Here is a 25,180-nt window from a genome sequence, read left to right on the forward strand (position 1 = left end):
GATTGTACTTGGTTCTCCCTCGTTTATCAATAGCAGGGAAAAGAAGGTTGCGATGTCAGGCATGCAGGGTTGATTGATCTAGAAGCAACTGAATTTCGCATTAACATTTCATCACAATTAACCGACTCTACGGCCGTTTCGATACAGCAAATAAAGCAAATATGGCGCTCCAATCAGCGACACCATCAATCCCGAAGGAACTTCTTTCGGCAAAGCAACCAATCGTCCCGCCACATCGGCCGTTGTCAGCAGCAAAGCGCCGATCAGCATGGAGAACCCCATCATTCTGCGATGAGCCGTTCCTGTCAACAGTCTTGCCGCATGCGGAGCCAGCAATCCGATAAATCCGACGGTGCCTACGGTGGCTACAACGACCGCAGCTAATGCTACTCCCAGGCTTGCCGTCAGCAATCGATCTCGCTTGACGCGTTGTCCAACCCCTGTCGAAACTTCGTCGGTAAAGGACAATAATTCCACACGCTCCCCCAACCACCAGGCGATCGGAAGAAGAAGAGCAGAAACGATGACTAATGGAATCGTATCTGTCCATCCTCGCGCATACGTACTGCCCGCAAGCCAGATGAAAGCAGCCGTAAAGCTTGTCGTCCGCAGCACCAGGATTTGAATGACGGCCGTACCTACCGCGGATATGCTGATCCCCGCCAGAAGCAACATTCCGGGCTCCAGACCGCTTCGCCAAGCAGCCGCGAAAATAACAATGGAGATGATAACCGCTCCAGCAAATGCACATATCCCCATCAGCCATCCCGGCGCATAGGGCCATACAACCAACAGGGCCAGCACCCCCGCACCTGCGCCGGACGTAACCCCGATGACTGACGGATCGGCCATCGGATTGCGCACGGCACTCTGAATCAATAAGCCGGCTGCCGCCAGCGCCGCGCCGCCAAGCCAGGCGGCAGCCATACGCGGCAAGCGCAATTGCCACACCAGATGATGAATCGATGGTTCGCCATGGCCTAATAACCCCTGGATAAACCGTTCGAGGGTCAGCATGGAATGTCCTGAACGCAAGCATCCATATAGGGTGACGCCGAGCAAAGCCAAGCCAAGCAGGACACAGGCCGTGAACATTCGCGCTTTACTCGCTCTGAATCTGGAAGTTGCGGACATCGGGGGTGTCCCGGCGAATCCGCCAATTCCTTGACGCTTCTTTTGTGCGCGCATTACGAATACGACCAACCAAGCACCGCCAAGCAATGCCGTCACAGCTCCGACAGGAAGCGTGCCGTAAGTCGCCTGTAACATGGAGGTCAGCGAATCGGCAACGAGCAAAAGCCCTGCCCCCAGCATCGCGCTTGCGGGAATCAACAAACGGTGCCGCCGAATGCCGGTCAGTCGAATGATATGCGGCGCGAGCAGACCGATATACCCGATAGGACCAGCGAGGCTCGCACTGAGCGCGGCAAGTGTAATGGCTATTCCAGACAACGCCACCTTCGTCCAAACCGTACGTTGCCCCAGGGAAGTCGCTGACTCCTCACCAAGCATCAGCAGATCAAGGGATTTGGAGAAAAGAAAAACAATCGCCAACCCGATGACCATCCAGTGCCATGTGACCTGAACGCCTTGCCAATTGTTTTGCATCAAGGAACCCGAGCCCCACACGAACAAGTGACTGGCATCTTCCAAATACAAAATTTGCATCATATTCGTCAACGAAGACAGCAACAAGGTGACAATTAAGCCGGACACCACCAGACGAATCGGTGGTGCCCGATAACCCCCGGCCAGCACGTAAGCCATGCCGGCCGCCAGAACGCCGCCAGCAAGAGCAAAAACAAATGGAAACCGGTGAAGCAGAAAAGGACTCCATACCGTTCCTGCTACGACTGCCAAGTAAGCTCCCGCATTAATGCCAAGGGTGCCTGCAGAAGCGAGCGGATTGCGCAGCACCGTCTGCAGCAACACGCCGCTGGCAGCCAAAGCTGCTCCACAGAGCATGCCCGCAACCGCCCGCGGCAAACGCAGCCCCCATATGGCCTGATCAACAGCCGATCCTTGCGCAAGTAGAAGAGAACGCATTACATCAGATACGCTGATATCTACTTGTCCCTGAGTTACATGAAACATAAAGAGCAGCGCCAGAAGCAGGGCGCTTCCTCCTATCACACTGACCGCCTTCACATTCGCTTTCATTGCCCGGTCAACGCCTTGACAACCTCACCGACCAGCACTTTGGCGCTGATTGGTCCCCCATACGCCCAAATCCGACGATCTATCGCATAGACACGCTGCTGTTTGACGAAATCCAATTCGTTCCATAACGCATTGGCTTCCAGTTGATTCCGCAGTCCGCCTGTACTGTCCGTGTTTAAATAAATCAAGGAAGTATCCTGATAATCCATTAACGCTTCTACGGTTGTCACCGTCACGCCTCGTTGTTCAAACATCTGAGGCTGATAGACGTGATGTAATCCGATTTCTTTCATGATTCGCGCACCTTGGGAGTTTCCAGTGAACAACCATACGGCAGGACCCGATTGACCAGGTGTCATTTGGGCGAACACAACATTCGCTCCCGCTTTATTCGCGCCTTTCAGCCTCCCTTTGGCCTCGTCATACACCTTTTGCAAATCCTTGAGTTGCTGCTCGGCTTCATCCCCTTTGCCTACTATATCTGCAATTACACGGAATGTTTCCGTCATTTCTTCGTACTGCTCCTTCCCTTCCGGCGGATAGGGATCAAAGACCATGGTCGGCGCAATGGCATTTAGCTTCTCATAGTTCTTCTGAACAAAATACACATTGGTTAAAATGAGATCCGGCTGAAGTTCGGCAATGATTTCGAGATTAGGTTCCTGCCGGCCTCCGACATCCACAACCTCGGCCCCCAACCCAGGCTGTATATTCACCATGGTGTTAAAGCCTGTCGGAGAATCAATATCCGCTACGCCTACCGGCGTAATCCCCAGCGCCAGCAGATCTTCCGTATAACTGAAATCCAATGCCACGATTCTTTTTGGTGTTTCGGTCAACCTTACTTCGCCTAACGGATGCTTAAATATACGAGCCTCTTCCTGGTTAAGCGATGGCTGCCGATTCTTGGAGCAGCCAGTCAGCATCACTATGGCCAAAACAATAAATGTGAAGATAAACCCTTTTCTAACTCCCATCCTTATGTGCTCCTTTCTGTGAATGATAATGATTATCACATATATTCATAGCTCACCTCTACCCAAGGAAGACGCTCGGCAACCCATTAAGGACGGCAAAACGGACATACATCAGTTGACGATGCATGTCCGTTTCGTTTGTAAGGGATTCCGTTTTTATCGTTCAAGATGCTGCCCATATTGACTTGGATTGCAGCCATATTGCTTTCTGAAGGCGGCAGCGAATTGGCTCGGGTTGCTGTATCCAACCGCCATTGCCGCATCGCATACCCTCATCCGATTCGTCTCCAGCAGCCATACCGCTTTTTGCATTCTTTGTTCGCGGACATATTCAAAGATCGTTTTGTCGAACACAGTCCGGAAGCCTGCTTTTAGTTTTGTTGTGCCCATTCCTGCTATTTTGGCCAACTGCTGAATGGAAAGAGGCTGATCCAAATGCTCGAGTATCGCTCTGCGAACGTTATGCAGCTTCTCCAAGTCATTGCGATGAAGTGTCGTTAATTCTTTGCTCGACAGATCATATGTAGACAACTCATGAATAAAGAGAGTGACCAGCTCCAAAACCTTACTTTCCATAAACAATCGCTTTAGCGCCCCGTCATATTCACATGTCCACATCGCCTGCAAAATCGCTTGAACAGCCGGTGAGATAGCTTGACCGCGAATGGTGTTTTTATATGAGTGTAGCATCTGCCGCAGTTTGCGATTCTCCTCCCCGTCGGCAAAATACGCCTCCAATATACCCGGACTCATTCGAATCTTAATGGCATTGTTCTGGATAGCTGAGCTTGTCTCCAAATAGACTTTGGTTTGATGGGTAAAGAACACCGTACTCTCAGGACCGGATAAGTTCGTACAAATGGCATTATTCCATTCACAGTAGCTTTCTCCGCTTAGGCGATAAACCAAACCCAAAACTTGGCACTCCTGGTCGATCCTCAATCTCAGATTTTGATGCAGACTTAAACGCTCCAGTAAAATTTCCATCCCCGGACGAATAACCATTCGGTGAATCGTGCCATTTCCAAGTTCATTCGGAAGGATCAGTTGTTGTCCCCAACTTGAACGAGACAGTTTCCTCTCCAGCCCCATCGATAAATGATCCATATATTCGTGCATGCGGGTTAATTTGAATTTGTGCTGCATAAGCCACTTCCTCGATATCTATAATGAGTATCATTCTCATTATAAAATATAATAAGGAATAATGCAGGATTGTTTTTCTGGCGCTATCCTCTTACTTTAAGAACGTTTTATAAACCGACCTTGTCTTCGACGCAAGCAACTCTCATGACCAATGCCAACCTTCTCTGCATCACAAGTCCTAGCCGCTAGTTTCATACAGTTCTCCCCTCTGCCTGATCATTCTTCATTGGCCTCTATCTTCTCCACGACCACCTGCACGACATAGCAAATTCCGCTATGATACAACCCTTACTTCCGTTCTGCTTCTCCAGTGAAAATTTGTATCACTTACGGCATATATTTTAAAATGTTTGTGTGAGCTTTTCTGCACGCACAATGGCATTCGCTTTAATTTCTTCAGCTTTGTTTGGTGTTGCCGCATGGCCTTCTATAAAAATACTTCAAGTGATGGAACTCCAAAAAAGTCCATAATTGCTGCTTTGTATGAATCGATAAATGTTTTTCCGACTGCCATGCTGAAAGACTTTGCTTCATTATAGAAAGGGCGATATGACGGTCGGGTGTCGTTTGTGACAACATAGACACCTTGGACAGTACCCAATTTGGGACAGACTTATCCCGTTGGTGATTGATTGTTGATTTCTGGCCAAAAGAAAAACCGCTCTATCAATCATAAGGCGGTAAATTCTGAACTAACGTTTTCCGTTATCAATGACTCGTGGTACGGTCTTCCCCCAGTCTGTAACGGCAAAGTGCACTTTATCCCTCATACGCTTGCATCAAAGTTTTTATGTCAATTTTACTCTTCGTTTGGAGCAATGCTTTCATAACTCTTTCTGATTTTTCTGGATCTGGGTCGCTTACCATCTCGGTTAGAGTGGAAGGAATAATTTGCCACGACACGCCATACTTATCTTTTAGCCAACCGCAGTTTTGAGCCTTTTCATCTCCGCCTTCGGAGAGTTTTTCCCAAAAATAGTCCAATTCATCTTGATCTTCACAGTTCACGATAAATGATATTGCCTCTGTGAATTTGAAATACGGACCGCCATTCAAGGCTACGAATTTTTGCCCGTCCAATTGAAATTCCACGGTCATTACTGTTCCTTCTGGTATCCCGTGATTATCTTTGCCATGGTGAGTGATTCTTCCTATCTTCGAATTTTTAAAAATAGAAGTGTACAACTCTGCCGCCTGTTCGGCTTGTGTATCAAACCACAAGTTTGGCGTGATTTTTTGGATTTTGCTATTCATAATTTTTTCCTCCTTAATATTCAAGCGTTTTAGTAGGTTTATACACAATACAGTTTAGCATAAAAAATGAGCCATGGTTTCTTTCAAATTGCTATGTTTAAAAAGTTGCTCATTGAAAACAAAAAAAGAACGGGAAGCTTCCCGTTCCAAGCTACTGCGAATGTCTAACTGTTGATACCCGCTGTTTGTATTTATTCTTATTTGAAATAATAATTTCAATCATGATAACTAAAATGAGCGATAACCCAAATAACGGCATCATACAACCTAGTACAACCATAAAAATGATGAAGCCTATCGACAGCCTGCCTGTAAGATTTGGAGGTGCTGACAAGGAATTTTTCTTCTTCCGGATGAACCACGTTCTAAAGCCCCAAAAAATAACGAGCAGAAACGAAAGACAAACTAGCAGATTCATTAATTTATTGAGCCAACCGAATAAGTGGCCTTCATGCAGCGGAATTCCCCAAGTATACCATTTCGCTAAAATTCCGTAATCCTCATAGCCTACTTTTGAAATCAATTTACCGTTATATTGATCAAAGTAGGTCGTCACTTCCTCATAAGGGCTAACGTCTAAGCCTGTTACACCGGTATTGCTTCCTTTGGAAACCGTATACACGCCGTTTTCACCGGATGGGTAAATGATTGAATATGGTTTGGAAATGTTATTCTTCTCCACCTCATTCATCAACTGTTGGACAGTAATCATGTTGCTTGGGCTAGACATTGAATCCATAGGCGCCATACCAGTATGATCAGCATGAGCTTCGCTGGATGTTGGGGCTTCATTTTTACGGGTAGCCCAAGGAATTTCGTTCATGTCCGATGTCGGCGGATGTTGTTTTAAGAATGGAATGCCGATCGAAGGATGCTTTTGAGCTGTCGAATAGATGAAATCCCCCATAAATGCCGACCAGGGCAACCCGGTAAAAATAATGATAATCATTGGAATTGTAATGATGATTCCGATGAGCGCATGCCATTTAAGATTCTTTTGCCTCTTCGTTGGGCTTGGCTCTTTCTTCAAGGCTCTTCCTTTGAACGTCATATAAATACCGGAGAACAGCAGGAAGACCGCCCAACAGGCAGCTAGTTCCACCAAGTAGTTAACGACCGTTCCACCTACAAACAGTGAACTATGGAGAGCTCTCATGAAATTTGAAAACGTATATTCCGCATTTTGACTGCCGACGATTTGGTTATTTTTATCCAAGAATATGTATTTTTGGACGCCGTCTTTAGTCAACGTCAGTCGTGTATTATACGGATCTGCTAACATAATTACTTTTGCAACAGAATATCCTGCGTAGGTTTCTTTAGCCTTTTCAATTCCTTGATCGATCGTCAATGGTTCGGTTTGACTGCTTTTACCAAAAAATTCATGCTTATACACATTATTTTCTACATTTGTATAGAACAAATAGCCAATACCGCTTAATGTTAGTGTAATCAGCAGTGGTGTAATAAATAATGCTGCATAAAAATGCCACCGCCAAAAACGGTTATAATTCGTTTTTTCCATTTTGTCTTTCCTTTCATGTCATAAGAGTGTAACCCATTCACCATTACACAAGCTCCTGCACCCTATCGATGGCCTGGGTGCAGGAATGATCCCCGCATAAAAAATGTCACCTCCTGAATAAAGACTCCCCTTCGAATACCTACTTCGGATTCAGACTACATTATACTTATTGTGTTTGACTTTGAAATGACTCGATAGTGCTAGGAATCGATGAACAAATTTTGAACGTGTATGCCATCGAATGGCACTCACCTCGTAGAAAATGACTGCCAACTTGCCGGAAGCCATCATCAGTCAGTCGAATATCAACTATCATTGGATACCCACAGGTTATAAACCAGCTCCCTCTGGTTCTTGGTGCTCAGTCTGTTGTTCCGGTTGAACTTGAGGTCCCAAAGATTGATACAGAATTCCAACAGTCAACAGCATGATAGCGTCCATAAACAGAATCATGAGCAAAGGATGGTCCTGCGTGATCATGACACCAAGCATAGCCCCCATCATTCCGCTCATCACTCCGGACAACATGCCGTCGAGTGCAGCAAGCCAGCTATAGGCCTGGCCTGCAAGGATTCCCGCGCCAACTCCGAGCGTCACGCTAAGAACAGTTGCATAGAACAAGGATTGTAACCAGATTCCGAGTAGTGTTCCTCCAATCAGCCCAGTCATCATTCCGACGGTCATGGCCGCCATCATGGCGGTCATCTTGTTAAGCCTGGAAGCATCGGTCCGGAGCCGCACGATCATAGCTGCAGCCGCAATCGTCGTTGCCAGAGCGGATATCGTTCCGACAATGACCGTTTCTGAAGCGGATCCTGAGCTGCTGGCGGCAGTCGCGGTTCCATGATTATGATCGTGCTCTGCTGCTACAGCTAACGGTGCTGCCATCCACATGCTTATCACCATAATCAACATGCAGAATGCTACCTTTACCCAGTTCTTGCTCATTGCCACAAACACCTCCGCATCATTGTAGTTCATCCCATAAGCTCTTCACTCTATCATAGTCATCTGCAATCAGAATAGTATGACTCGTTCGAGTCATTTTTCAACGCCAAATAAGACATCACACCAGTATCCCTTCTGAAAACAACTCCTTAGAGCCACGTCGTCAGGCTATGAAACAAGTTACAATGATGTTCAAATACGAGGTGAAAGAGAATGAAGAAGCCATACTATCGCGTGCTTGTAGCCGTTCACGAAGAACGGATCCGTCAGTTGATTTGCATGAATTTGGAAAAATATTCCGCATTTATAAGGGAAGCAGAAAATTTCGAGACGGCCATTAGTGTGCCTACTAATTCATTCGATCCCTACATAACCAGGTTCCGCCCAAAGCAAAAAACACGTCGAAGGCAAGTCGGATCGAAACTCTGACTCCCTACTTGCTAGGCAGGTGCTCTTCGAACTGAGCTATGTCCCTTCGTTGTCATCTTTTCGGTGCTTTTCAGTGCCTTACTGATTCTCCCTATTTATATTTTATTTTAGTTGGCACTTGATGACAGCTTCGCTGGGAACAGAGACCCCTACTGCCGGGATTCCAACTGGTCCATGTGTTCTACCACTTCGTCAAGATCATTATCGAGCATTCGCATGTAGCCTTCCAACTGGCGGAAGTTGCTTTTCGTTTGCCTGCAAAATGTGTGCAGCTCGTCGGGGAAACGGCATTCAGTTTTTCATTTTGTGCCTCAACCTCGCCTTTTTTCCAATGCTGCAGCAAATACGCATATTGCACCGCCGCTAGCGCTGCCGGTGATCATTATTTTCGACATTTTCTTGATCCTGTATGGACTCTTAAATTTTTATCCAAAAAAAGAAAAATATATGATATATTTGACAAGTAACTTAAAACATGTTCAGGAAAAGAGGATGTTATATGAAAAAAATCTTTTTAACTTGTCTTACCATGCTCATGTTTTTGATTCCATTTTCCCCTGTGACTTCCGCCAGTGGAGATCGGCTGATTTATGACACGATGTATAATGTCGCCGGTAGAGGGTTAGTGTCAGACAATAACAGGTTTTCGTTTCAATTTGATAACTGGGGCGATGCGCAGCTCTGGGACGTCAAGACAGGAACGATGTTATGGAACTCCAAGACTAAAGACACGAGAATACATAAACTCCAGATTAATTATTTCAGCGGGAAGTTGGTAATATCAGATCCGCAAAACACACCTTATTGGACGTCGGATAACCTGGCGTGGGCTAAGGCATGGTATGGAGCAGACAATGTGCCGGCCAATCTTAGAGGCAATGTGCTGATCATGCAAAATGACGGCAATCTTGTACTGTACAACAATGAAAATCCGGCCTTGGGCTGGTATCCTGTCTGGGCTTCCAATACAGGTGGACATTAGACACCATCCGTATCTTGCAAGTGGATTCACGCGCTCATCCGTCATCATTATGTAATGTGATTTCATTAAAAAGTTGTTGTACACCAAAAGATCTCTTCAGTAGTGAAGAGATCTTTTGGTAGTGCGCCACGCATGGCAATTAAGTGTCCGGTGAACCTAAAGTGGTTGCATTGATTTGGAACACTAATATTGACAGTATCCCAAATCAATGCAACCTGTTTTATCCAGTTCTCACTACTCCTGTCGCCTTACCTTCCTTGCTCCTTTCAAGTGGATTTCCCGATCCGCGCAAACCCCTAACTAAAGAGGACTATGGGGCTGATTCGTTCCAGTACCCCAACTTTAATTTCTCATCTACAATTTGAAACGTCGTCCACAAATGAGATAAGGTTCTTGTCACCCGACACATGGCTGTGAGTTAAAACGTATTATATACATTTATACATTCTTTCGCAGTCGGCTCATAAAAACAGTGCTTCTTCCATCGTCCTACGAGCGGCTGATTATACCAAGTTGGCGGACATGGTCCGGGATTTTCGAACGATCCTGGACGGAAGTACCATAAGGAGAATTTGGCTGGCCAATTCCGCTCCCCTTTCACAGAACGTTGCGCCAGACGGCGTTCCCTCTCTCTTGACTTTTGATAGTACAAACCATGTTGCAACGCTTCGAATGCATGCGGCTGATTGATCATTTGGGGAATTGTCCGAATTCCTTTAAAATCGGAGCAATTCGCTCTTATTCGGTTAATGCCAACATTTCCAACAAGGAGCATGCCCATTTCACCTTCGGTCTCAGCTTCAGCTCGAAGCAACCTTGCCAACATATCAATATCCTGTTTCCTTGCTTTTACGACTGCCATGTGGCTCACCTCTTTAGATTTCTAGACTCATCATATTGTAGGTGAAGCGGATGTGTTACTCTGGCAAAATAGAGAGCGATAATAAATAGCCGTTCCATCACACTCTTCTGGCCGTTTAACGCCTGCTTGCTGAACATCTTTGATCAAGTCTCCAACCTGTCTGGGATTCGGATGCCTTGGTAGCGACCTAACAGCTCGGAAAGTCTCGTCCTTATCGCTTCTTTTAATTCCTCCGGCTCAACCAGAATAACCTCATCTCCTAATCCAATGAAAAACTCCGCATAAAAGGAAAGATGGGATCGGGACACAACCTTGTCAATAAAGCCGCTTCCGTCTGCATTCAATTGCAGAGAGAGCCAAATCTCTGCCTCGCAGCGTTGCACGCCTTTGCGACTCAGATAAGCCCGAAGGTGGGTGGGGTCTTTCACAGGCTCCTCTTCTTCTCGCCATGTAAGATGGATATCGCCAAGCTCAAGCGGCTCTATGCCTGAAGTATCGTAGACAGCCGTTCGAATCCGGTCGCACCGGAACAACCGATAACCTTGGCGCAGGAAGCAATGCGCCAAGCAATACCAGTACCCTTGGTTGGCATAGAGCAAGACTGGTTGAATCTGACGGCTGCTTTCCCCTTTCTCATCCGATTCGTATTCGATAGCGAGTACCTTTTGCTCCACAGCGGCTTCCAGCACAATAGCCAGGTATGGAGCATCCCCCCACCTTGTCGGTGCAATGAAATCGAGCCGGTCTTTCATGCTGTCGATGCGATTCCTGACATCTCCAGGCATATGCAAATAAAATTTTTTCAGCGCAGAAACCGACTCCGCTTCGAATGGAAGCGAGGAATAATGACGTAAGGCATGCACCGCAAAAAACATCGCCACCGCCTCCATTTCCGTAAACGCGATAGGCGGCAGAACCCTTTCTCTTACTACTTGATATCCCCCGTGCGGGCCTACTTCCGAATAAAGCGGAACCCCCAGCTCGCTCAATTCCTGCAGATCTCTCAAGATGGTGCGCGTGGACACCCCGAATTCATCGGCAAGCTCTCGAACCTTGAACTGCCGCTTTCGATTAACGGTCATCATCAGTTCCATCAGTCTTTTCGACTTAGGCAATTCAGATTTTGGCATTTTAATTCCCCATCTTGTTCCAAATTAAAGTTCATGACAATCCCTGTCACCATTATTCCTTATTATAGTCTCAGAGGGCAATACAAACTTCAAAAATGATGGAGGAATGACGAATGTCAACATGTGACAAGAATCAAAAAGTCGAATTCGTAACAATGAGAGACGGGGTCAATCTGCATACGATTGTTACGCTTCCGGAAGGGGGAGGCCCTTGGCCAGTCATTCTCAGTCGAAATCCGTACCCGTTCATGCAGGCGGATTTTCTGGAGCAGGCGAAGTTCTGGGCTGGGCACGGATATGCCTTCGTTCTGCAGGAATGCCGAGGCCGGGGGCAATCTGAAGGAGAATGGATTCCCTTTGTCCATGAGAAAGAGGATGGGCTGGATACGCTCACTTGGGTGATCGAGCAATCTTGGTCGAACGACCGCATCGGCACTTACGGTTCCTCTTACTTGGGGATCCTTCAGTGGAGCATGGCCGCACACTTGCCCCCGGAAGTCAAAACGATGTTTATCGCCGTCGCCGGAATCGAGCGGTACAAACAACTTTACATGAACGGCATGTTTCGGCACGACCTCTTCACCGCTTGGGCGATTTGGAACGCCGGCTATGAGCCGCTTTTGCCGCAAGATACGCTTTATCGGGAAGCGCTGTCCGTGAAACCTCACATCGAGATGGACCAGCATCTGTTTGGGCATAAGCTGCCTTGGTATCGGGATTGGGTAACAGAGGTCGATCCCGATAGTCCTTTTTGGAAAACAGGTTTTTGGGCCGAACTGAAAGAAGCTCCCTGCAAGACGAAGATTCCGCTCATGATCATCGAAGGATGGTTCGATCAAAATCTCAATTCGTCCGTCTTGAGCTACAACAAACTTCCCGAACCCGTCCGATTGGGAAGTTGTTTTCTCATCGGGCCTTGGGTGCATACAGAAGATGTTGCCGGCGACCTGGATTATCCGAATCATGAATTATGGGAGCCGAAGCAGCATCGAGCCGCATTGCAGTGGTTTAATCATCATTTGAAAGGCGAGCCGTTCGAGAACGGGGATCTAAAGGGAAAGGTTCAAACTTATGTAATCGGGGAAGGACGTTGGAAAAGCTGGGACGGATGGATCAATAACAATAGCGTTGCGCGATATGAACTGGCATGCACGCAGGGGCCCATTCATTGCTTGACGCTCGAAAAATCGTTTGCGGAAACTTCCGTTTCCTATGCATACGATCCTTCCAATCCCGTACCGACGAAGGGGGGAGCCGCTTTGATGAATTATTTGTCCGGGGCTCCTGACGCTTGCAGGCCGGCCAGCGTCTATCAAGACGCGCCGGGTACGAGGACGGACGTCATTTCTTTCTTGTCTGAAGAACTGGAGGCCCCCTTGCAGATCTCGGGGCCAATTACAACGCATCTGACCGTAAGCTCGGATGCCGAGGATACTTCGTTCACGGTATGCATCATGGAGCAGTTTGCTGACGGTACCACGTGCAACATTCGCGATGGCATCACTAGCTTGCGTTTTCGCAATGACCGTACATCACCCTACACGCCAAACGAGATCGTCGAGATCGAAATCGAATTGTGGCCGATCCTCTGGACGATCCGCAAAGGTTCGAAATTGAGGTTTGATATCTCCTCATCCAATTTTCCGGCCTACCATGCGCACCCTAACATCACCGGATCTTGGGCGCTTCAAGAAGAGATGAGAATCGCGAAGCAAACGATATATACCGGTGATATTCGTTCATCCTGGATTGAAATTCCGGTTCTATAGAACCTATAGACTAGAACTAACAACATCGCTGATCTGCCTGTTTCCGGCAAGACGTCCCGATCGGAATACTATTGGGCTTAGAGTAAGAATAAACGCTAAGCCAGACATGATTGAAGGCTTAGCGTTTATTTTCGTTAACATGCCCGCCCGAAACTGATTTCACTTACCATTCCGCATACACAAATGTCGGAGACCTTCCGGTTTAGCAACTCTTTTGTCGATATCCGTTCAATCAATCCGGCACAACCCGATAAACATTTTTCTTCCCTATATTTTGCAAAATGCGGGTTGGCACACATGACATTTTCACCACATCCGTTATCCCTTTTGCATTTTTCGTTAAGGTTAACATCATGATTGTTCCTCGCAGTCTAGCGGTATGCCGGGGAAGTTCGGTGGAAACGAAATTCCCTAGAGAAGACGCCGCTACCCGATTTCTAATGCGTCCGTCTATGTCCTTCACCTTAAACATTCTTATCGGATGCAGTACATGGGGATGCGCTCCCAGCACTACATTCACACCATTTTTAAACAACAGCTGCATGAGCCGGATTTGGCTGCGGTCGGGATAAGTTTGAAATTCTTTCCCGAAATGTAGGCAAGCAATGATAAAATCTGTTCTATTTTTCAAGCTGCGCACGTCCGATAATATTTTTTTCCGGTTTAGCCTGTTGACTAACCACGGCTCCGGCACTGGGATCCCGTTCGTTCCTTTCGTATAAGCCAATATTCCGATTTTTATTCCCTTTACGTTGACAATCAGTTTCCGGCGGGCTTCCCGGGCGGAACGATACGTGCCCGTATGTCGCAGACCGTGTCGATCTAGGACGTTCAATGTCCGCCTCAAACCGGATAGTTTCCCGTCCATACAATGGTTATTGGCTGTGCCTAATACATCGAAGCCCAAGTTCCGGAGCGCAGCAGCGAACTTGTCCGGGGAGTTAAACAACAGTTTTCTGGGCTCTTCGCGAAAATTGTTGCCGGAAAAGGTCGTCTCCAGATTGCCTATCGTTAGATCGGATTTCCGCAGATAGGGTTTCACTTTGGCAAAAATAGGTGCGAATCCGCCTTCCCGTGCGGCCGAGGCGATCATCTTCTTTTTCATCAACAAATCTCCGACTGCAGCGATTGTGATTTTCGTCAAACCACCCACTCCCTTCATGATTACACCTTATGCGATAGAAAAGCGAAATGCTTGTAAGTTGGGCACCCTCGGTACGGCCAGAAGAAAAAAGCCCAAGCCTGGATCGGCTGAGCTTTCGCATTTTAACCCGCTATAGGTTGACGCTTTTCATACTCAATGCCAATTTGTGCCGCGGCTGTAATCAACTAACCACCGCTATTGGCGATCGCCTGCCCCAATACCTCTTCATTTCCATAGATACGCGCTGTGTCAAAATGACGATATCCCGCTTTAATGGCTTCGAGATTTGCTTCCACCCGAACGAAAACGGCAAGGTGGACGAATTTCGCTTGATGCTCAACGCTATGTTTTGGGTGGCCAGGTCCGGGGCGCCATGGTGAGATCTAGTGCTTCATTTGGATAATGATGAACCTGGGAAAATGAGTAGTGTTTTCCCTCCCCAAAAAAACAGCAGCTCTGGACAAAATCCAGCAGCCGCTAGCCGATGGTTGGATCATTCATTGGGTTTTCTGCCAAGCTTCCTGATTTAATTCTCCATTTATTGCTGCTGCAGCTACAGCCCCCGATGCGGCTGCGGCAATGGATTGATGCATTAGTGAAGACGCGTCACCCGCTGCGTAAACGCCAGGTACACTGGATTTTCCAAATTCGTCGACTGCAATCACCTCCGTATCCGATATGTGGCAACCAATGGACTGCGGCAAATCCGTTCCCTGAACCAGTTCCGACTTGAAGAAGATTCCCGTGCACGGAATTTCTGTCCCATCCTCAAGCGCAACATGGTTCACCATACCCTCACTGGATAAAATGGCACGAATCGGCGTATCGAATAGCGGAATATGATGATCCCGCAATTCATCGCGTTCAGCCTCGCTCAATTCATCGGGGCCATTCGTGCAAACGACAAACCGCTTCGTCCACCCCGACAACAATGGAGCGAAATGCATGAGTGCCGCTCCTCTGCTAATGACAACCAGCGGCTCATCCCTTAATTCCCAGCCATCGCAATACGGGCAAACAAACGCGCTCTTCCCGTAGACCTCGGTCAATCCCGGTATTCCAAGCTTGCGATCCCTCATGCCTACGGCAAACAACAGCTTTTTGCTGGCGATCTTCATCCCTGTGGCCGTCTCCAGCAAGAAGTATCCGTCCTCACCCGTGATCGACACAACGGTATCTTCCGCCTGGGAAACCGACGGATAGACGCGCAGCTGCTCCTTCGCAATACGTCGGAATTCACCCGGGCTGATTCCGTCCCGCGTCAAAAACCCGTGCGCCTCCCGGGTCACGGCATTGCGGGGACGTCCCTCATCAATGACAATCGTCTGCTTCCTCGCGCGTCCCAGCATAAGTCCGGCGCTCAAACCGGCGGGACCTCCCCCGATAATCGCTACATCCACTTTGTTCATGATTGTTTAACCCTCCTCGTTAGCATGATCAATAATTTGGAGACTATCGTTGTTTTCAATTCCCGGGTTACCAACGATTGATAAGAGTATCCCTTTAGCAGCAGTAATTGGGTCAGGTAAATCATCTCCAAATGCTCGGTCTTTCGGGGGCGATCGTGACAAGCGGCCATACCTCGTCAACCAGACTGTGTTCCCTGAAACCTACCGCCAAACTCATGTAGCAGAACGCCCTCGCGCAGCTCAGCGCCCTCTCCACATTGGCCCAATCGACCAGAACAGGGCACATGGAGACAAATAAGAGATCAAAGGTTCTCTCCCATCCCCTCACCTCAAGATCGATGTTTTCGAAAGGTTCGTGCATCACCTTGACCGTTCCAGTCGCCAAGCCCGAACTATTTTGCTGATATGTGAACACGCCTCATGAAAAGAGAGAAGACGAAACCTACAATCGCAACAACAATAGCAATTTCAAAAACATGTTGTATACCTGCTGTCAAAGCAAGCGCGGCGTTAACTGGGTCCGCCTGGTCTGCCGTTTGCTTCAGAATGTTGCTCATGCCAACAGACATGATACTTACCGCAACCGCAGTGCCGATCGCCCCCGCCACCTGCTGGACCGTATTCATAATTGCGCTACCGTGCGGGTAAAGTGAAGGAGGCAATTGGTTCAGACCATTCGCCTGCGAAGGCATCCAGACCATGGAGATCCCGATCATCAAGAAGGTATGAAGCACAATGATTTGGGTTATGGTCGTCGTTGTCGTAATTCCTGAGAGAAACCAGAGCACGACGGATATCAAGGCCATACCAGCGGGAACAACCCATCTCGGCCCAAATTTATCGAATATTCTGCCCATAATCGGTTGCGTGATCGCGTTCACAATCCCCCCGGTCAACAAAACAAGTCCGGCAGAAAAAGTGTTTAGGCCGAGGCCTCTAATCAAATACAAGGGCAATATAATCATGGCTGACATCATCACCATTACGGCAATCATAAGCATAACAGTGCCAACCGTAAACATGGGCTGTTTGAATGCCCTCAAATCCATCATCGGCTGCTTCATTCGCAATTGCCGTACCGCAAATATTAAAAGCGCCAGTATGCCGACAATCATCGGAATCACGACCTTGGGCGCTCCAAGTCCTCCTTCTCCTTCCCCGGCGCTGCTAAAAGCAAATACAATTCCACCAAAGCCAAGCGTAGATAAGATAAGCGAATAAATATCTATTTTCGGCTTGGTAATCGTCGTTATATTTTGCATATATCGCATTCCAAACAAAAGAGAAAACGCCAAAACGGGAAGAGTCAATCCGAAAATCCAGTTCCAGCTAAGCTGCTCGATCAACAGACCGGAAAGGGTAGGTCCGACAGCAGGAGCAACCACAAGGACAAGCCCGATCAGCCCGTAGGTCGTCCCCCTCCTCTCAGGTGGAACAATGACCAGCACTGTGTGAAACATCAGCGGCAGGATGAGCGCTACGCCCGCAGCTTGAATGACCCTTGCAATCATGAGCAACTCAAATCCCGGGGAAACGGTCGCCACCACTGTGCCGAGTAAAGCCAATAGGAGCGATGCCGTGAACAATTGTCTGGTTGAAAACCATTGGAGAAACAACCCGGATACCGGGACTAATATGCCGAGGGTCAGTAAGTAACCAGTCGTCAGCCATTGGGCCGTTGCGGCGGTGATATGAAACTGGTTGATTAAATCGCTGAGCACTACGTTTAAAGCCGTCTCGTTAAACATCCCAATAAATCCGCTTAATAGTAAGGAAACCATGATCGGAATAACTTTATATTTTTGCACCGCATTATGCTGTGCTTCTGTCGCTGCCTGCATATTCTCCACTCCTAGTAATAATTCGACATTTTAGACTTTACAGATACGAGTTATCTTTAATAGACTTAAAAAAAGAAGTGTTATGTAACTATATTCAATTCCCGCACAAGATCCGACATTTTCTGATTTCTCAACTGTTCTTCCATCTTCTCTTCTGCCGATAACACCACCTTTTGAATCGGGCATTCTGGCCCAGGATCGAAACTGCAATCGAACATGGAGGCCGAGCCTTCAATCGCATGAATAATATCTAGGAATGAAATATTTTCCCAATTTCGTTTGAGTCGATAACCGCATTCACCCCCCCTTTTCGATTCAATCATGCCCGCCTTTTCCAACTTGGTCAGTATTTTAGACAAATAGGTTGGAGACACATTTTGCCGAACCGCCAACTGCTGTACACCCATTGGTTTTTGCGGAGTCGACGCAGTAAGAAAGAGCCTCGTATGGAGGGCATAGGCCTGGAAAACAGGAATCGTTGCCGTACCCCTCTGGGGTTGACTCAAACTTACCGAAAGTATCTCCATGAAATCACTAAGGTTTAGCGAGGTTCATTTTCGGCGGGATATACCCGAGTTGCCTGCCCATTTTTACAATTTGTCCTCTATGATGAAATTCGTGGGTGATGGTGTGCGTAAATAGCCATAATTCGGTTAACTCTACGCTGCCACTCTGCCAGGATGCTTCAATGGTAGGATCCCATTTGTTTTTAAATTCATTCAGAAATTCATAAACCAGAGCATCCGTTTTCTTAAAAACTTCACGCATTTTCTGTACATTGTCAACGGATTCTGGGTTTACTTTGGGAAGTGATTTACCAAGGGCACGACTCCCCAACCATACCCGATAACAATCGGCTACATGAGCATGCAGACTGCGAATAGAAACTCCGCCTAAGGTTTCAACTTCTTTAACATAATCTGTGGGGGACAAAGTTTCGCAAAAACGAAATAATGATTCCCTTGTACGTTGGATCAATTCATACTGGCTTTCGAATACATCCATCTTCTCGCTCTCCTTTTGATATCCGCTTTGACCACAGCTACAGCTTTATTTCCTTCTCCATTCTCCACTACCTCGGTGCCCAATACAGTCGAATCGCAGCTCGCAAAGGGAAGCACCGAGCGGCCGCTGCCGTTACCCATTCCATCATGACAATCGCATACGCATGGGTTAGCAACAGAAGCTTGCACTCTGTATTGACACCAGTTCGCTGGAACGAATCTGTATACCAAGTGCTACCGATTTCAGCCACGGTTGGTGGGGTCAAATCTGTTGGAGAAGGCCCGTTGGCAACACCCGTTGAACGGGTGGTCAAGTGACTTTATATTTTTGCACCGCATTATGCTGTTCTTCTGTCGTCACTGCTTGCATACTCTCTACTCTCCCAGCTAAAATTCAATATTCCAGCTTTTAAAGGTACCAGTTATCTTTAATTGGTTTAAAAAAAATAAATGTTATATAACTATATTCATTTCCCGCACAAGATCCGACATTTTCTGATTTCTCAACTGTTCTTCCATCTTCTCTTCTGCCGATAACACCACCTTTTGAATCGGGCATCCTGGTCCATGATCGAAACTGCAATCGAACATGGAGGCCGAGCCTTCAATCGCATGAATAATATCTAGGAACGAAATATTTTCCCAATTTCGTTTGAGTCGATACCCGCCATGAACCCCCGTTATCGATTCAATCATGCCCGCCTTCACCAACTTGGTCAGTATTTTGGACAAATAGGTGGGAGACACACTTTGCCGCTCCGCCAACTGCTGTACACCCATTGGTTTTTGGGGAGTCGCCGCAGTAAGAAAGAGCATCGTATGGAGGGCATAGTCGGTAGCCTTAGAGAACTTCATTCATAATCACCTCAAAAAAGGACTATACATATCTATAATAACTATTATGTTTCATTACGTCAAGGATAAAACATGCGCTTTTCTTGGAAAAGTACATCAACGGTCCATACCGAATATGGCGAAATACAGATCAAGGTGCCACACGATCGCTTCGGTGAGTTTGAGCCGGTCGTTACCCGAAAAATCAAATGAAAGTACCGGGATCGAGGTGTCTCCGACGCTAATTTCTAATGTCACCAATAAAATTATGCCCGTCATTTTTCATTTGGTGTAATAATAAGATCGGCCCCTTCCAAGCAGGACTTGGCCTATTCTGACGCTGATCTGCTGGTTTCTTAAGCATTAGAACTTTTGACTGTCCAGATACGTTAACATAGACTTAATTAATATCTTTAATTACGTTTTTTATATATTCGCTATACTTTGTGAGAAAAATTACGGTATTCGTTATTAATAGAGCGATTTGACATGGAGCCTCTGCGGGCATGATTTCAAGCGAAAGGGCGAAACCACAAGGGTTTCGTATAGCAGGCTAGCCTATCATGCCCGCCACTCCATGTAGAATCGTAGTCTATTTTACCATGCAGAGTAGCGAGGAATCCATTATTTATTATATACTACTATATATTAGGAACCTATTTCGACCAATGAACCATTTGGTTGCTAGCAGCAAGGTTCTTACTTATCATCCAAATCCATTCCAAGGAGAATCCCAATGAAAACGCATGTCAGCTTACCCGTGGAACAGCCGATCATCACCTCGTGGGCCAACCAGTCGCATGTTTTTTCCATTGCCCAGCGTCATCCCGCCTATAAACCCTGGATCTATTCGGGCTATATTCAAACCGAACTGATTTTGGGCTTGAGCGGAAGAGATACCGTTCTCAACTACTCTCATTTCGCCACCCCCCAAGAGGATTGTCCTTGGATTGAGACTACCCGTACGACCGTACAGCAGATCCAAGAATCAGGGGGAGATCTGGTATCGTTTTTTAAAGAAAATCTGCAGCAGGGCCATTACATCTATCAGTTTGTAGATACCTACTATATTTCAGCTTATCCGTTCTATCAGCTGAGACATGAACGGCATGACCCGATGATCATCGGATTTGACGATGAACAAGAGATATTTTACATGGCCGATTTCCATAAAAATGCGGATGGTGCCAACCGGTACGGGATCTTTGAAGTTTCTTACGCCCAGTTAACGGACTCCATCATTCATCTGACGGAAGATTTGAATATTTTAAAAGGAATTGAGCTTTTCCGCTACAGGACCGACGTCTCCGTTCCCTTTGATACCGAAGGGGTTAAGCAGGCTTTGTCCGATTATCTGGAATCCACTTATACGCCTCACCGGGAACCGACCTGGCTGTCCACTCCGGTTCTAGCGTACGGTATTGCGTGCTATGACCATTTGATCCGGCATATTGAGGACATCAAGACGGATAGCGGGAGGAGAGACTTCCGCTTCTTTCATGTCATGGGCGACCATAAGCTGCTGATGCATCAAAGACTCCAATATATGCATGAAATTGGCTTGATTCGTGCAGAACTTCCCCAATCCTACGAGGAAATCTTGAACGATGCTGCCATTACGAGAAACCTGCTCCTGAAATTCGGCTTAAACGGAAACATCCGTTTACTCGATCGGATTATCCTGCTTCTCCGCAAGATCGCGGAAACCGAAAAGAACATCCTGGGAGGGGTGCTGGAAGAATTGAAGACTTCCTGCTCCGCATCCGTTCAGGCTTAAATCACACAAAAGACTATTCTCGCCTGGCCGTCATCGCCGGCATTTGAGAATAGTCTTTTGACTGTTCATCCTGCTTACTTCGTGCCCGGAGTCACCGAAATCCGGCTTTCTACATAATCGACCACATCTGCGATTGTAATAAATTTGCCTGGAATCATATCCTCATCGGGAAATTCGAAATCGAATTCCTCTTCAATCGTCACAATGGCCCGCATATAACTTAAAGAATTCACGCCCATATCCACCAAATGATCCAGCATTCCAATCCGGGTCCTCCCGAGCAGCTCTTCCCAAATGGCCGCCATCCTTTTCTCTACAGAGCTTTCCGGTGCTTTATATTCATTCATTGTAACGGAAGGGTCAGGAAGCGGTAGAGCCTTTCGGTCTACTTTCCCATTCGTATTCAGCGGCATGCTCTCCAGCCGGACCGCATAGGCTGGCAGCATGTAGGACGGCAGCATCCGTGACAGCGCTGTCCGTATTTCGCCGACACTGTACGCACGGTCTCCCATATAGTAAGCGCACAGCTGGTTTTGTCCCGACAGATCGACCTGGGCCGTTACAACGGATTCCAAGATGCCTTCCAACCCCGCCAGCTGTGCTTCAATCTCACCCAGCTCGATCCGGTAGCCCCGGATTTTCACCTGGTGGTCGATTCGTCCCACATACGCGATACTGCCATCCGGCAGCCATTTCGCCAAATCGCCTGTCCGGTACATCCGCTCTCCCGGCAGGAAAGGATTTTCCACGAACTTCTCCTCCGTCAGCTCCGGACGCCGCCAATATCCTCGGGCCAGTCCATCCCCTGCGATGCACATCTCCCCGATCACGCCGACCGGCTGCAGTTGAACCCCGGACGGCTCCACAATATACACCTGCGTGTTCATGATCGGCTTGCCGATGTTGACTTCCCGGCGGCTCCCGCTGATATCCGCCATCGTGGACCAAACCGTCGTTTCCGTCGGACCATACATGTTGAACAGCTTCGCCTTCGAATGAATTCTGATCTGCTCCGGCAAACCCGCCGGCATCGCTTCGCCCCCAAGGAGGATCTGCTTCACACCGGTCCATCCCTTCCCGCGGCCCGCACCCAGCAGCAGCCCCATCCGGGACGGGGTGGTCTGAATGAGCTCCACATGCTCCCTTTCCATAAGCTCAAGCAGCTTTTGGGGATCATTTTGCTCCTCCTCTGTCGCCAGGATGACCACAGCCCCGACGGTGAGCGGCAGCAGGCACTCCAGAACGAAGATGTCAAAGCCATACGTGGTGACCGACAGGACGCGCTGGCCTTCATAGAAGTCGATCCGCTGCTCCATCCCCTTTATAAAGTTATGCACGCTCCGGTGCTCCAGCATAACTCCCTTCGGCTTGCCGGTGGATCCCGAGGTGTAGATGACGTATGCCAGGTGGCTGCTGCGATTGAGCTGCCCCGGATTCCCGGCCTCATCCTGCTGCAGCCCGGCCTCCGCTGCAACACAAACCTCCACATTCGTCGGAACGAGTTCGCGCAAAGGAGAGGAGGCCACCACCAGCCGCACCTCGCTGTCCTCCAGAATCGTTTCGATCCGATCTAACGGAAATGCAGGATCGATCGGGCAATACGCTCCCCCGGCTTTCAGCACGCCCAGCATAACCGCCGGCATGTCCACCGAACGCTCCATCAATATTCCTACGATCTGATCGGGCTGCACTCCACTGCCGCGCAGCTGATGCGCCAGCCGGTTCGCCCTTGCGTTCAGCTCCCGGTAGGTCAGCTGCTCTCCGCCGCACACGACAGCCAAGCGGTCCGGCGTCCGCTCCGCCTGCTCCTCGAACAGCTCGTGGACGGTTTTCTCCCGGTCATAGTCTGCTGCCGTGCAGTTGAACTGCTCCAGTATGTGCCTGCGCTCCTCTACTGTGGCCAACTCCAGTGAAGACAGCCTCCGCTGCGGATCCCCCAGCAGCATGTCGATCACCCGGAGCCAGTGCCCGGCCATCCGCTCCACCGTCTCCCGCTTGAACAGCGCCGTGGCATATTCCAGTGTGAACCGGAGACCCTCCGCCGACTCTTCCGCGTTCAACGTCAAATCAAATTTCGCCGCCATGAATTCCTGGGGATAGGCGGATAGCCGGACTCCCTCCATGACAAGCTCCTTTTGCCCCATATTGTTCATAATGAACATCGTGTCGAACAGCGGGTTGCGGCTCAGATCCCTCGGAAGAGCAAGCTTCTCCACAAGTTCCTCGAACGGATACTCCTGGTGCTCGTACGCTTGCAGCAGCCCGTGCTTGACTTCCTCCAAATAGGCTTCAAAGGTTTTGTCCGCCGCCGGATATTGACGAAGCGCCAACGTGCCGACAAACATCCCGACCAGAGGCTCCAACTCCTCCTGCAGCCTGCCGGCCACCGGCGTACCCACGATGATCTCACCGCTGCCGGTGTATTTGCCGAGCCATGCGGTATAAGCGGCAAGCAGCACCATATACAGCGTTGTGCCCGTTCGGGAGGCCAGCTGCCGGAGCGCTTCGCTCCGGTCTTTTCCAAGCGTGAATCTCACCGCTGCTCCTTCATAGCTGCGTACCGGAGGTCTGGCATAGTCAGCCGGAAGATCCAGAACCGGAAGCTCGCCGCTGAATACCTCCAGCCAGTAGGCTTCCTGCTTCATCAACCGCTCGCTTGCCGCCTCCCTCTGCTGCCATACCGCATAGTCCTTATACTGGATGGTCAGCGGCTGCAACGTTTCGCCTTCGTACAGCCTCGTAAATTCATAGGCCAGGTTGATCATGGATATCCCATCCGAAACGATATGATGAATATCGAACAGCAGCAGATGACGCTGCCGCCCCAGCTCGACGAGACCCGCCCGCATGAGCGGGGCCTGCTTCAGATTGAACGGACGCAGGAATCCCTTGATATATTCTGTCACATCATCCTCGTTCAGCCGGATGTTTTCCACATCAAAGGCTGCCTCATTCCTTACCCTCTGAACCATCTCTCCATTCTTCATCTCGAAGCCGGTCCGCAGCGTTTCATGGCGGGCAATCAGCCTGCGAAAGGCTTCCTGCACACGGCTGCTGTCCAAGGGACCATCGAGCTGAAGCACCACCGGCGTATTGTAGCTCATTTCCCCGCCTTCCAGGCTGCTGACGAGGTAGATCCGCTTCTGTGCCGAGGAAAGGGGATAATATTCTCTCTCGGGTGCCTTCAAAATCAGGGAAAGGCCCGTAGTCTGCTCAGCCTCCCCAGTCTCCTTGGCTCGTATGAGCTTCGCCAACCCCCGGACCGTCGGTGACTGGAACACCTCCTGCAAGGGGACTTCCACCTTAAAATGGTTACGTATACGGGCAGCCAGCCTCGTTACGCTCAGCGAATCCCCGCCCCGCTCGAAGAAGGATTCATTCACCCCGATGCTTCCCTGGCCGAGAATTTCCTCCCACAAGTCGGCCAGTCCCTGTTCCGTTGCGTCGGCCGGTGCTTCCGCTTCGGACGGATGGGCTGACCCTAGGGCCGGCTCCGGCAGCGCCTTCCGGTCTACCTTGCCGTTCGCGTTCAGCGGCAGCTCCTCCAGGAACACATAGGCTCCCGGCACCATATAGGCCGGCAGCTCCGCCGCGAGATATTCCCGGACAGCGGCCACCGTCAGCTCGCCCGACGGGACGATATAGGCGCACAAATACCGCTGCTCCCGTCCGTCCAGCCGGTCCATCACCACCGCTTCGCGGATCCCCGGGTGCCGGGCCAGTCGGCTGTCGATCTCGCCCAGCTCCACCCGGTAGCCGCGGATCTTCACCTGATGGTCCTTGCGGCCCAGGAATTCCATGTTCCCGTCCGGCAGCAATCTCCCAAGGTCCCCGGTCTTGTACATCCGTCCCCCTAGCGGGAGGAACGGGTCGGGCAGGAACGCCGCCGCCGTCTTCGCCTCGTCGTTCATATATCCGCGGGCTACGCCCACGCCGCCGATATACAGCTCGCCGACCACGCCCCACGGCACCCTCTCCAGGTCGTCGTC

20 protein-coding genes and 1 pseudogene are annotated in these 25,180 nt (G+C 49.0%); 4 read left to right on the plus strand and 17 right to left on the minus strand.

Annotated features, from left to right (window positions below):
* Positions 1-117: 117 nt before the first annotated feature.
* The 6 genes from AC0LWT_RS09690 to AC0LWT_RS09715 form a co-directional block, all read right to left on the minus strand.
* The gene (locus AC0LWT_RS09690; RefSeq protein WP_474681017.1) at positions 118-2,160 is read right to left on the minus strand and encodes an iron ABC transporter permease; all 2,043 of its coding nucleotides are present in this window, start codon (positions 2,158-2,160) and stop codon (positions 118-120) included.
* On the minus strand, positions 2,157-3,137 hold the full coding sequence (locus AC0LWT_RS09695; RefSeq protein ID WP_474681018.1) for an ABC transporter substrate-binding protein: 981 nt from the start codon (positions 3,135-3,137) through the stop codon (positions 2,157-2,159). The genes AC0LWT_RS09690 and AC0LWT_RS09695 overlap by 4 nt, the downstream gene beginning before the upstream one ends.
* Before the next feature lie 156 nt (positions 3,138-3,293).
* Positions 3,294-4,244 (minus strand): helix-turn-helix domain-containing protein, encoded by a 951-nt coding sequence (locus tag AC0LWT_RS09700; protein ID WP_474681019.1) that lies wholly within the window; start codon positions 4,242-4,244, stop codon positions 3,294-3,296.
* Between the two features lie 798 nt (positions 4,245-5,042).
* Entirely contained in the window at positions 5,043-5,537 is a 495-nt protein-coding gene (locus tag AC0LWT_RS09705; RefSeq protein WP_474681020.1) for a VOC family protein, read from the minus strand.
* 151 nt (positions 5,538-5,688) lie between these two features.
* Entirely contained in the window at positions 5,689-7,062 is a 1,374-nt protein-coding gene (locus tag AC0LWT_RS09710) for a PepSY-associated TM helix domain-containing protein (protein WP_474681021.1), read from the minus strand.
* Positions 7,063-7,392: 330 nt separating this feature from the next.
* Positions 7,393-8,043: a hypothetical protein gene (locus AC0LWT_RS09715; protein ID WP_474681022.1), complete on the minus strand. Its 651-nt coding sequence runs from the start codon at positions 8,041-8,043 to the stop codon at positions 7,393-7,395.
* A gap of 895 nt (positions 8,044-8,938) precedes the next feature.
* Between AC0LWT_RS09715 and AC0LWT_RS09720 the strand changes: the two genes are divergently transcribed.
* Positions 8,939-9,421 carry a hypothetical protein gene (locus AC0LWT_RS09720; RefSeq protein ID WP_474681023.1) on the plus strand — a complete coding sequence of 161 codons (483 nt, stop codon included), beginning with the start codon at positions 8,939-8,941 and terminating at the stop codon, positions 9,419-9,421.
* Between the two features lie 418 nt (positions 9,422-9,839).
* Here the strand turns inward: AC0LWT_RS09720 and AC0LWT_RS09725 are convergent, their stop codons facing one another.
* The gene (locus AC0LWT_RS09725; protein ID WP_474681024.1) at positions 9,840-10,283 is read right to left on the minus strand and encodes a cell wall hydrolase; all 444 of its coding nucleotides are present in this window, start codon (positions 10,281-10,283) and stop codon (positions 9,840-9,842) included.
* Between the two features lie 143 nt (positions 10,284-10,426).
* Positions 10,427-11,398, minus strand: a complete 972-nt coding sequence (locus tag AC0LWT_RS09730) for a helix-turn-helix transcriptional regulator (RefSeq protein WP_474681048.1) — start codon at positions 11,396-11,398, stop codon at positions 10,427-10,429.
* 128 nt (positions 11,399-11,526) lie between these two features.
* On the opposite strand from AC0LWT_RS09730, the gene AC0LWT_RS09735 reads away from it, so the two are divergent.
* On the plus strand, positions 11,527-13,182 hold the full coding sequence (locus tag AC0LWT_RS09735) for a CocE/NonD family hydrolase (RefSeq protein ID WP_474681025.1): 1,656 nt from the start codon (positions 11,527-11,529) through the stop codon (positions 13,180-13,182).
* Positions 13,183-13,414: 232 nt separating this feature from the next.
* On the opposite strand, the gene AC0LWT_RS09740 is transcribed toward AC0LWT_RS09735, so the two are convergent.
* The 8 genes from AC0LWT_RS09740 to AC0LWT_RS09775 form a co-directional block, all read right to left on the minus strand.
* Positions 13,415-14,335, minus strand: coding sequence for a CapA family protein (locus tag AC0LWT_RS09740; RefSeq protein ID WP_474681049.1), 921 nt, complete (start codon positions 14,333-14,335; stop codon positions 13,415-13,417).
* Between the two features lie 176 nt (positions 14,336-14,511).
* Entirely contained in the window at positions 14,512-14,622 is a 111-nt protein-coding gene (locus AC0LWT_RS09745) for an aldo/keto reductase (RefSeq protein ID WP_474681026.1), read from the minus strand.
* A gap of 201 nt (positions 14,623-14,823) precedes the next feature.
* Positions 14,824-15,735 carry an NAD(P)/FAD-dependent oxidoreductase gene (locus AC0LWT_RS09750; protein WP_474681027.1) on the minus strand — a complete coding sequence of 304 codons (912 nt, stop codon included), beginning with the start codon at positions 15,733-15,735 and terminating at the stop codon, positions 14,824-14,826.
* A gap of 121 nt (positions 15,736-15,856) precedes the next feature.
* Positions 15,857-16,099 (minus strand): hypothetical protein, encoded by a 243-nt coding sequence (locus AC0LWT_RS09755; protein ID WP_474681028.1) that lies wholly within the window; start codon positions 16,097-16,099, stop codon positions 15,857-15,859.
* Positions 16,100-16,127: 28 nt separating this feature from the next.
* Positions 16,128-17,576, minus strand: coding sequence for an MDR family MFS transporter (locus tag AC0LWT_RS09760; RefSeq protein ID WP_474681029.1), 1,449 nt, complete (start codon positions 17,574-17,576; stop codon positions 16,128-16,130).
* An 80-nt stretch (positions 17,577-17,656) separates the two neighbouring features.
* Positions 17,657-18,082, minus strand: a complete 426-nt coding sequence (locus AC0LWT_RS09765) for an Rrf2 family transcriptional regulator (protein WP_474681030.1) — start codon at positions 18,080-18,082, stop codon at positions 17,657-17,659.
* A gap of 28 nt (positions 18,083-18,110) precedes the next feature.
* A complete protein-coding gene (locus AC0LWT_RS09770; protein WP_474681031.1) occupies positions 18,111-18,581 on the minus strand; it encodes a DinB family protein in 471 nt (156 codons plus the stop codon).
* A gap of 452 nt (positions 18,582-19,033) precedes the next feature.
* Entirely contained in the window at positions 19,034-19,435 is a 402-nt protein-coding gene (locus tag AC0LWT_RS09775) for an Rrf2 family transcriptional regulator (RefSeq protein WP_474681032.1), read from the minus strand.
* 90 nt (positions 19,436-19,525) lie between these two features.
* Here AC0LWT_RS09775 and AC0LWT_RS09780 point away from each other — a divergent pair.
* Positions 19,526-19,694, plus strand: a pseudogene (locus tag AC0LWT_RS09780) (IS256 family transposase); the annotation flags it as partial.
* Positions 19,695-20,150: 456 nt separating this feature from the next.
* The gene (locus AC0LWT_RS09785; protein WP_474681033.1) at positions 20,151-21,191 is read left to right on the plus strand and encodes a hypothetical protein; all 1,041 of its coding nucleotides are present in this window, start codon (positions 20,151-20,153) and stop codon (positions 21,189-21,191) included.
* 74 nt (positions 21,192-21,265) lie between these two features.
* On the opposite strand, the gene AC0LWT_RS09790 is transcribed toward AC0LWT_RS09785, so the two are convergent.
* A partial coding sequence (locus AC0LWT_RS09790; RefSeq protein ID WP_474681034.1) for an amino acid adenylation domain-containing protein occupies positions 21,266-25,180 on the minus strand: 3,915 nt, incomplete at its 5' end.

Source organism: Paenibacillus sp. sgz302164 (assembly GCF_056120505.1).

Excerpts from the sequence above, each read along its gene's own strand:
- AC0LWT_RS09690 (WP_474681017.1), bottom strand. The coding sequence starts at position 2,160 with ATGAAAGCGAATGTGAAGGCGGTCAGTGTGATAGGAGGAAGCGCCCTG.
- AC0LWT_RS09695 (WP_474681018.1), bottom strand. The coding sequence starts at position 3,137 with ATGGGAGTTAGAAAAGGGTTTATCTTCACATTTATTGTTTTGGCCATA.
- AC0LWT_RS09720 (WP_474681023.1), top strand. The coding sequence starts at position 8,939 with ATGAAAAAAATCTTTTTAACTTGTCTTACCATGCTCATGTTTTTGATT.
- AC0LWT_RS09770 (WP_474681031.1), bottom strand. The coding sequence starts at position 18,581 with ATGGATGTATTCGAAAGCCAGTATGAATTGATCCAACGTACAAGGGAA.
- AC0LWT_RS09785 (WP_474681033.1), top strand. The coding sequence starts at position 20,151 with ATGAAAACGCATGTCAGCTTACCCGTGGAACAGCCGATCATCACCTCG.
- AC0LWT_RS09735 (WP_474681025.1), top strand. The coding sequence starts at position 11,527 with ATGTCAACATGTGACAAGAATCAAAAAGTCGAATTCGTAACAATGAGA.
- AC0LWT_RS09710 (WP_474681021.1), bottom strand. The coding sequence starts at position 7,062 with ATGGAAAAAACGAATTATAACCGTTTTTGGCGGTGGCATTTTTATGCA.
- AC0LWT_RS09725 (WP_474681024.1), bottom strand. The coding sequence starts at position 10,283 with ATGGCAGTCGTAAAAGCAAGGAAACAGGATATTGATATGTTGGCAAGG.
- AC0LWT_RS09750 (WP_474681027.1), bottom strand. The coding sequence starts at position 15,735 with ATGAACAAAGTGGATGTAGCGATTATCGGGGGAGGTCCCGCCGGTTTG.
- AC0LWT_RS09700 (WP_474681019.1), bottom strand. The coding sequence starts at position 4,244 with ATGGATCATTTATCGATGGGGCTGGAGAGGAAACTGTCTCGTTCAAGT.
- AC0LWT_RS09775 (WP_474681032.1), bottom strand. The coding sequence starts at position 19,435 with ATGAAGTTCTCTAAGGCTACCGACTATGCCCTCCATACGATGCTCTTT.
- AC0LWT_RS09715 (WP_474681022.1), bottom strand. The coding sequence starts at position 8,043 with ATGAACTACAATGATGCGGAGGTGTTTGTGGCAATGAGCAAGAACTGG.
- AC0LWT_RS09760 (WP_474681029.1), bottom strand. The coding sequence starts at position 17,576 with ATGCAGGCAGCGACAGAAGCACAGCATAATGCGGTGCAAAAATATAAA.
- AC0LWT_RS09705 (WP_474681020.1), bottom strand. The coding sequence starts at position 5,537 with ATGAATAGCAAAATCCAAAAAATCACGCCAAACTTGTGGTTTGATACA.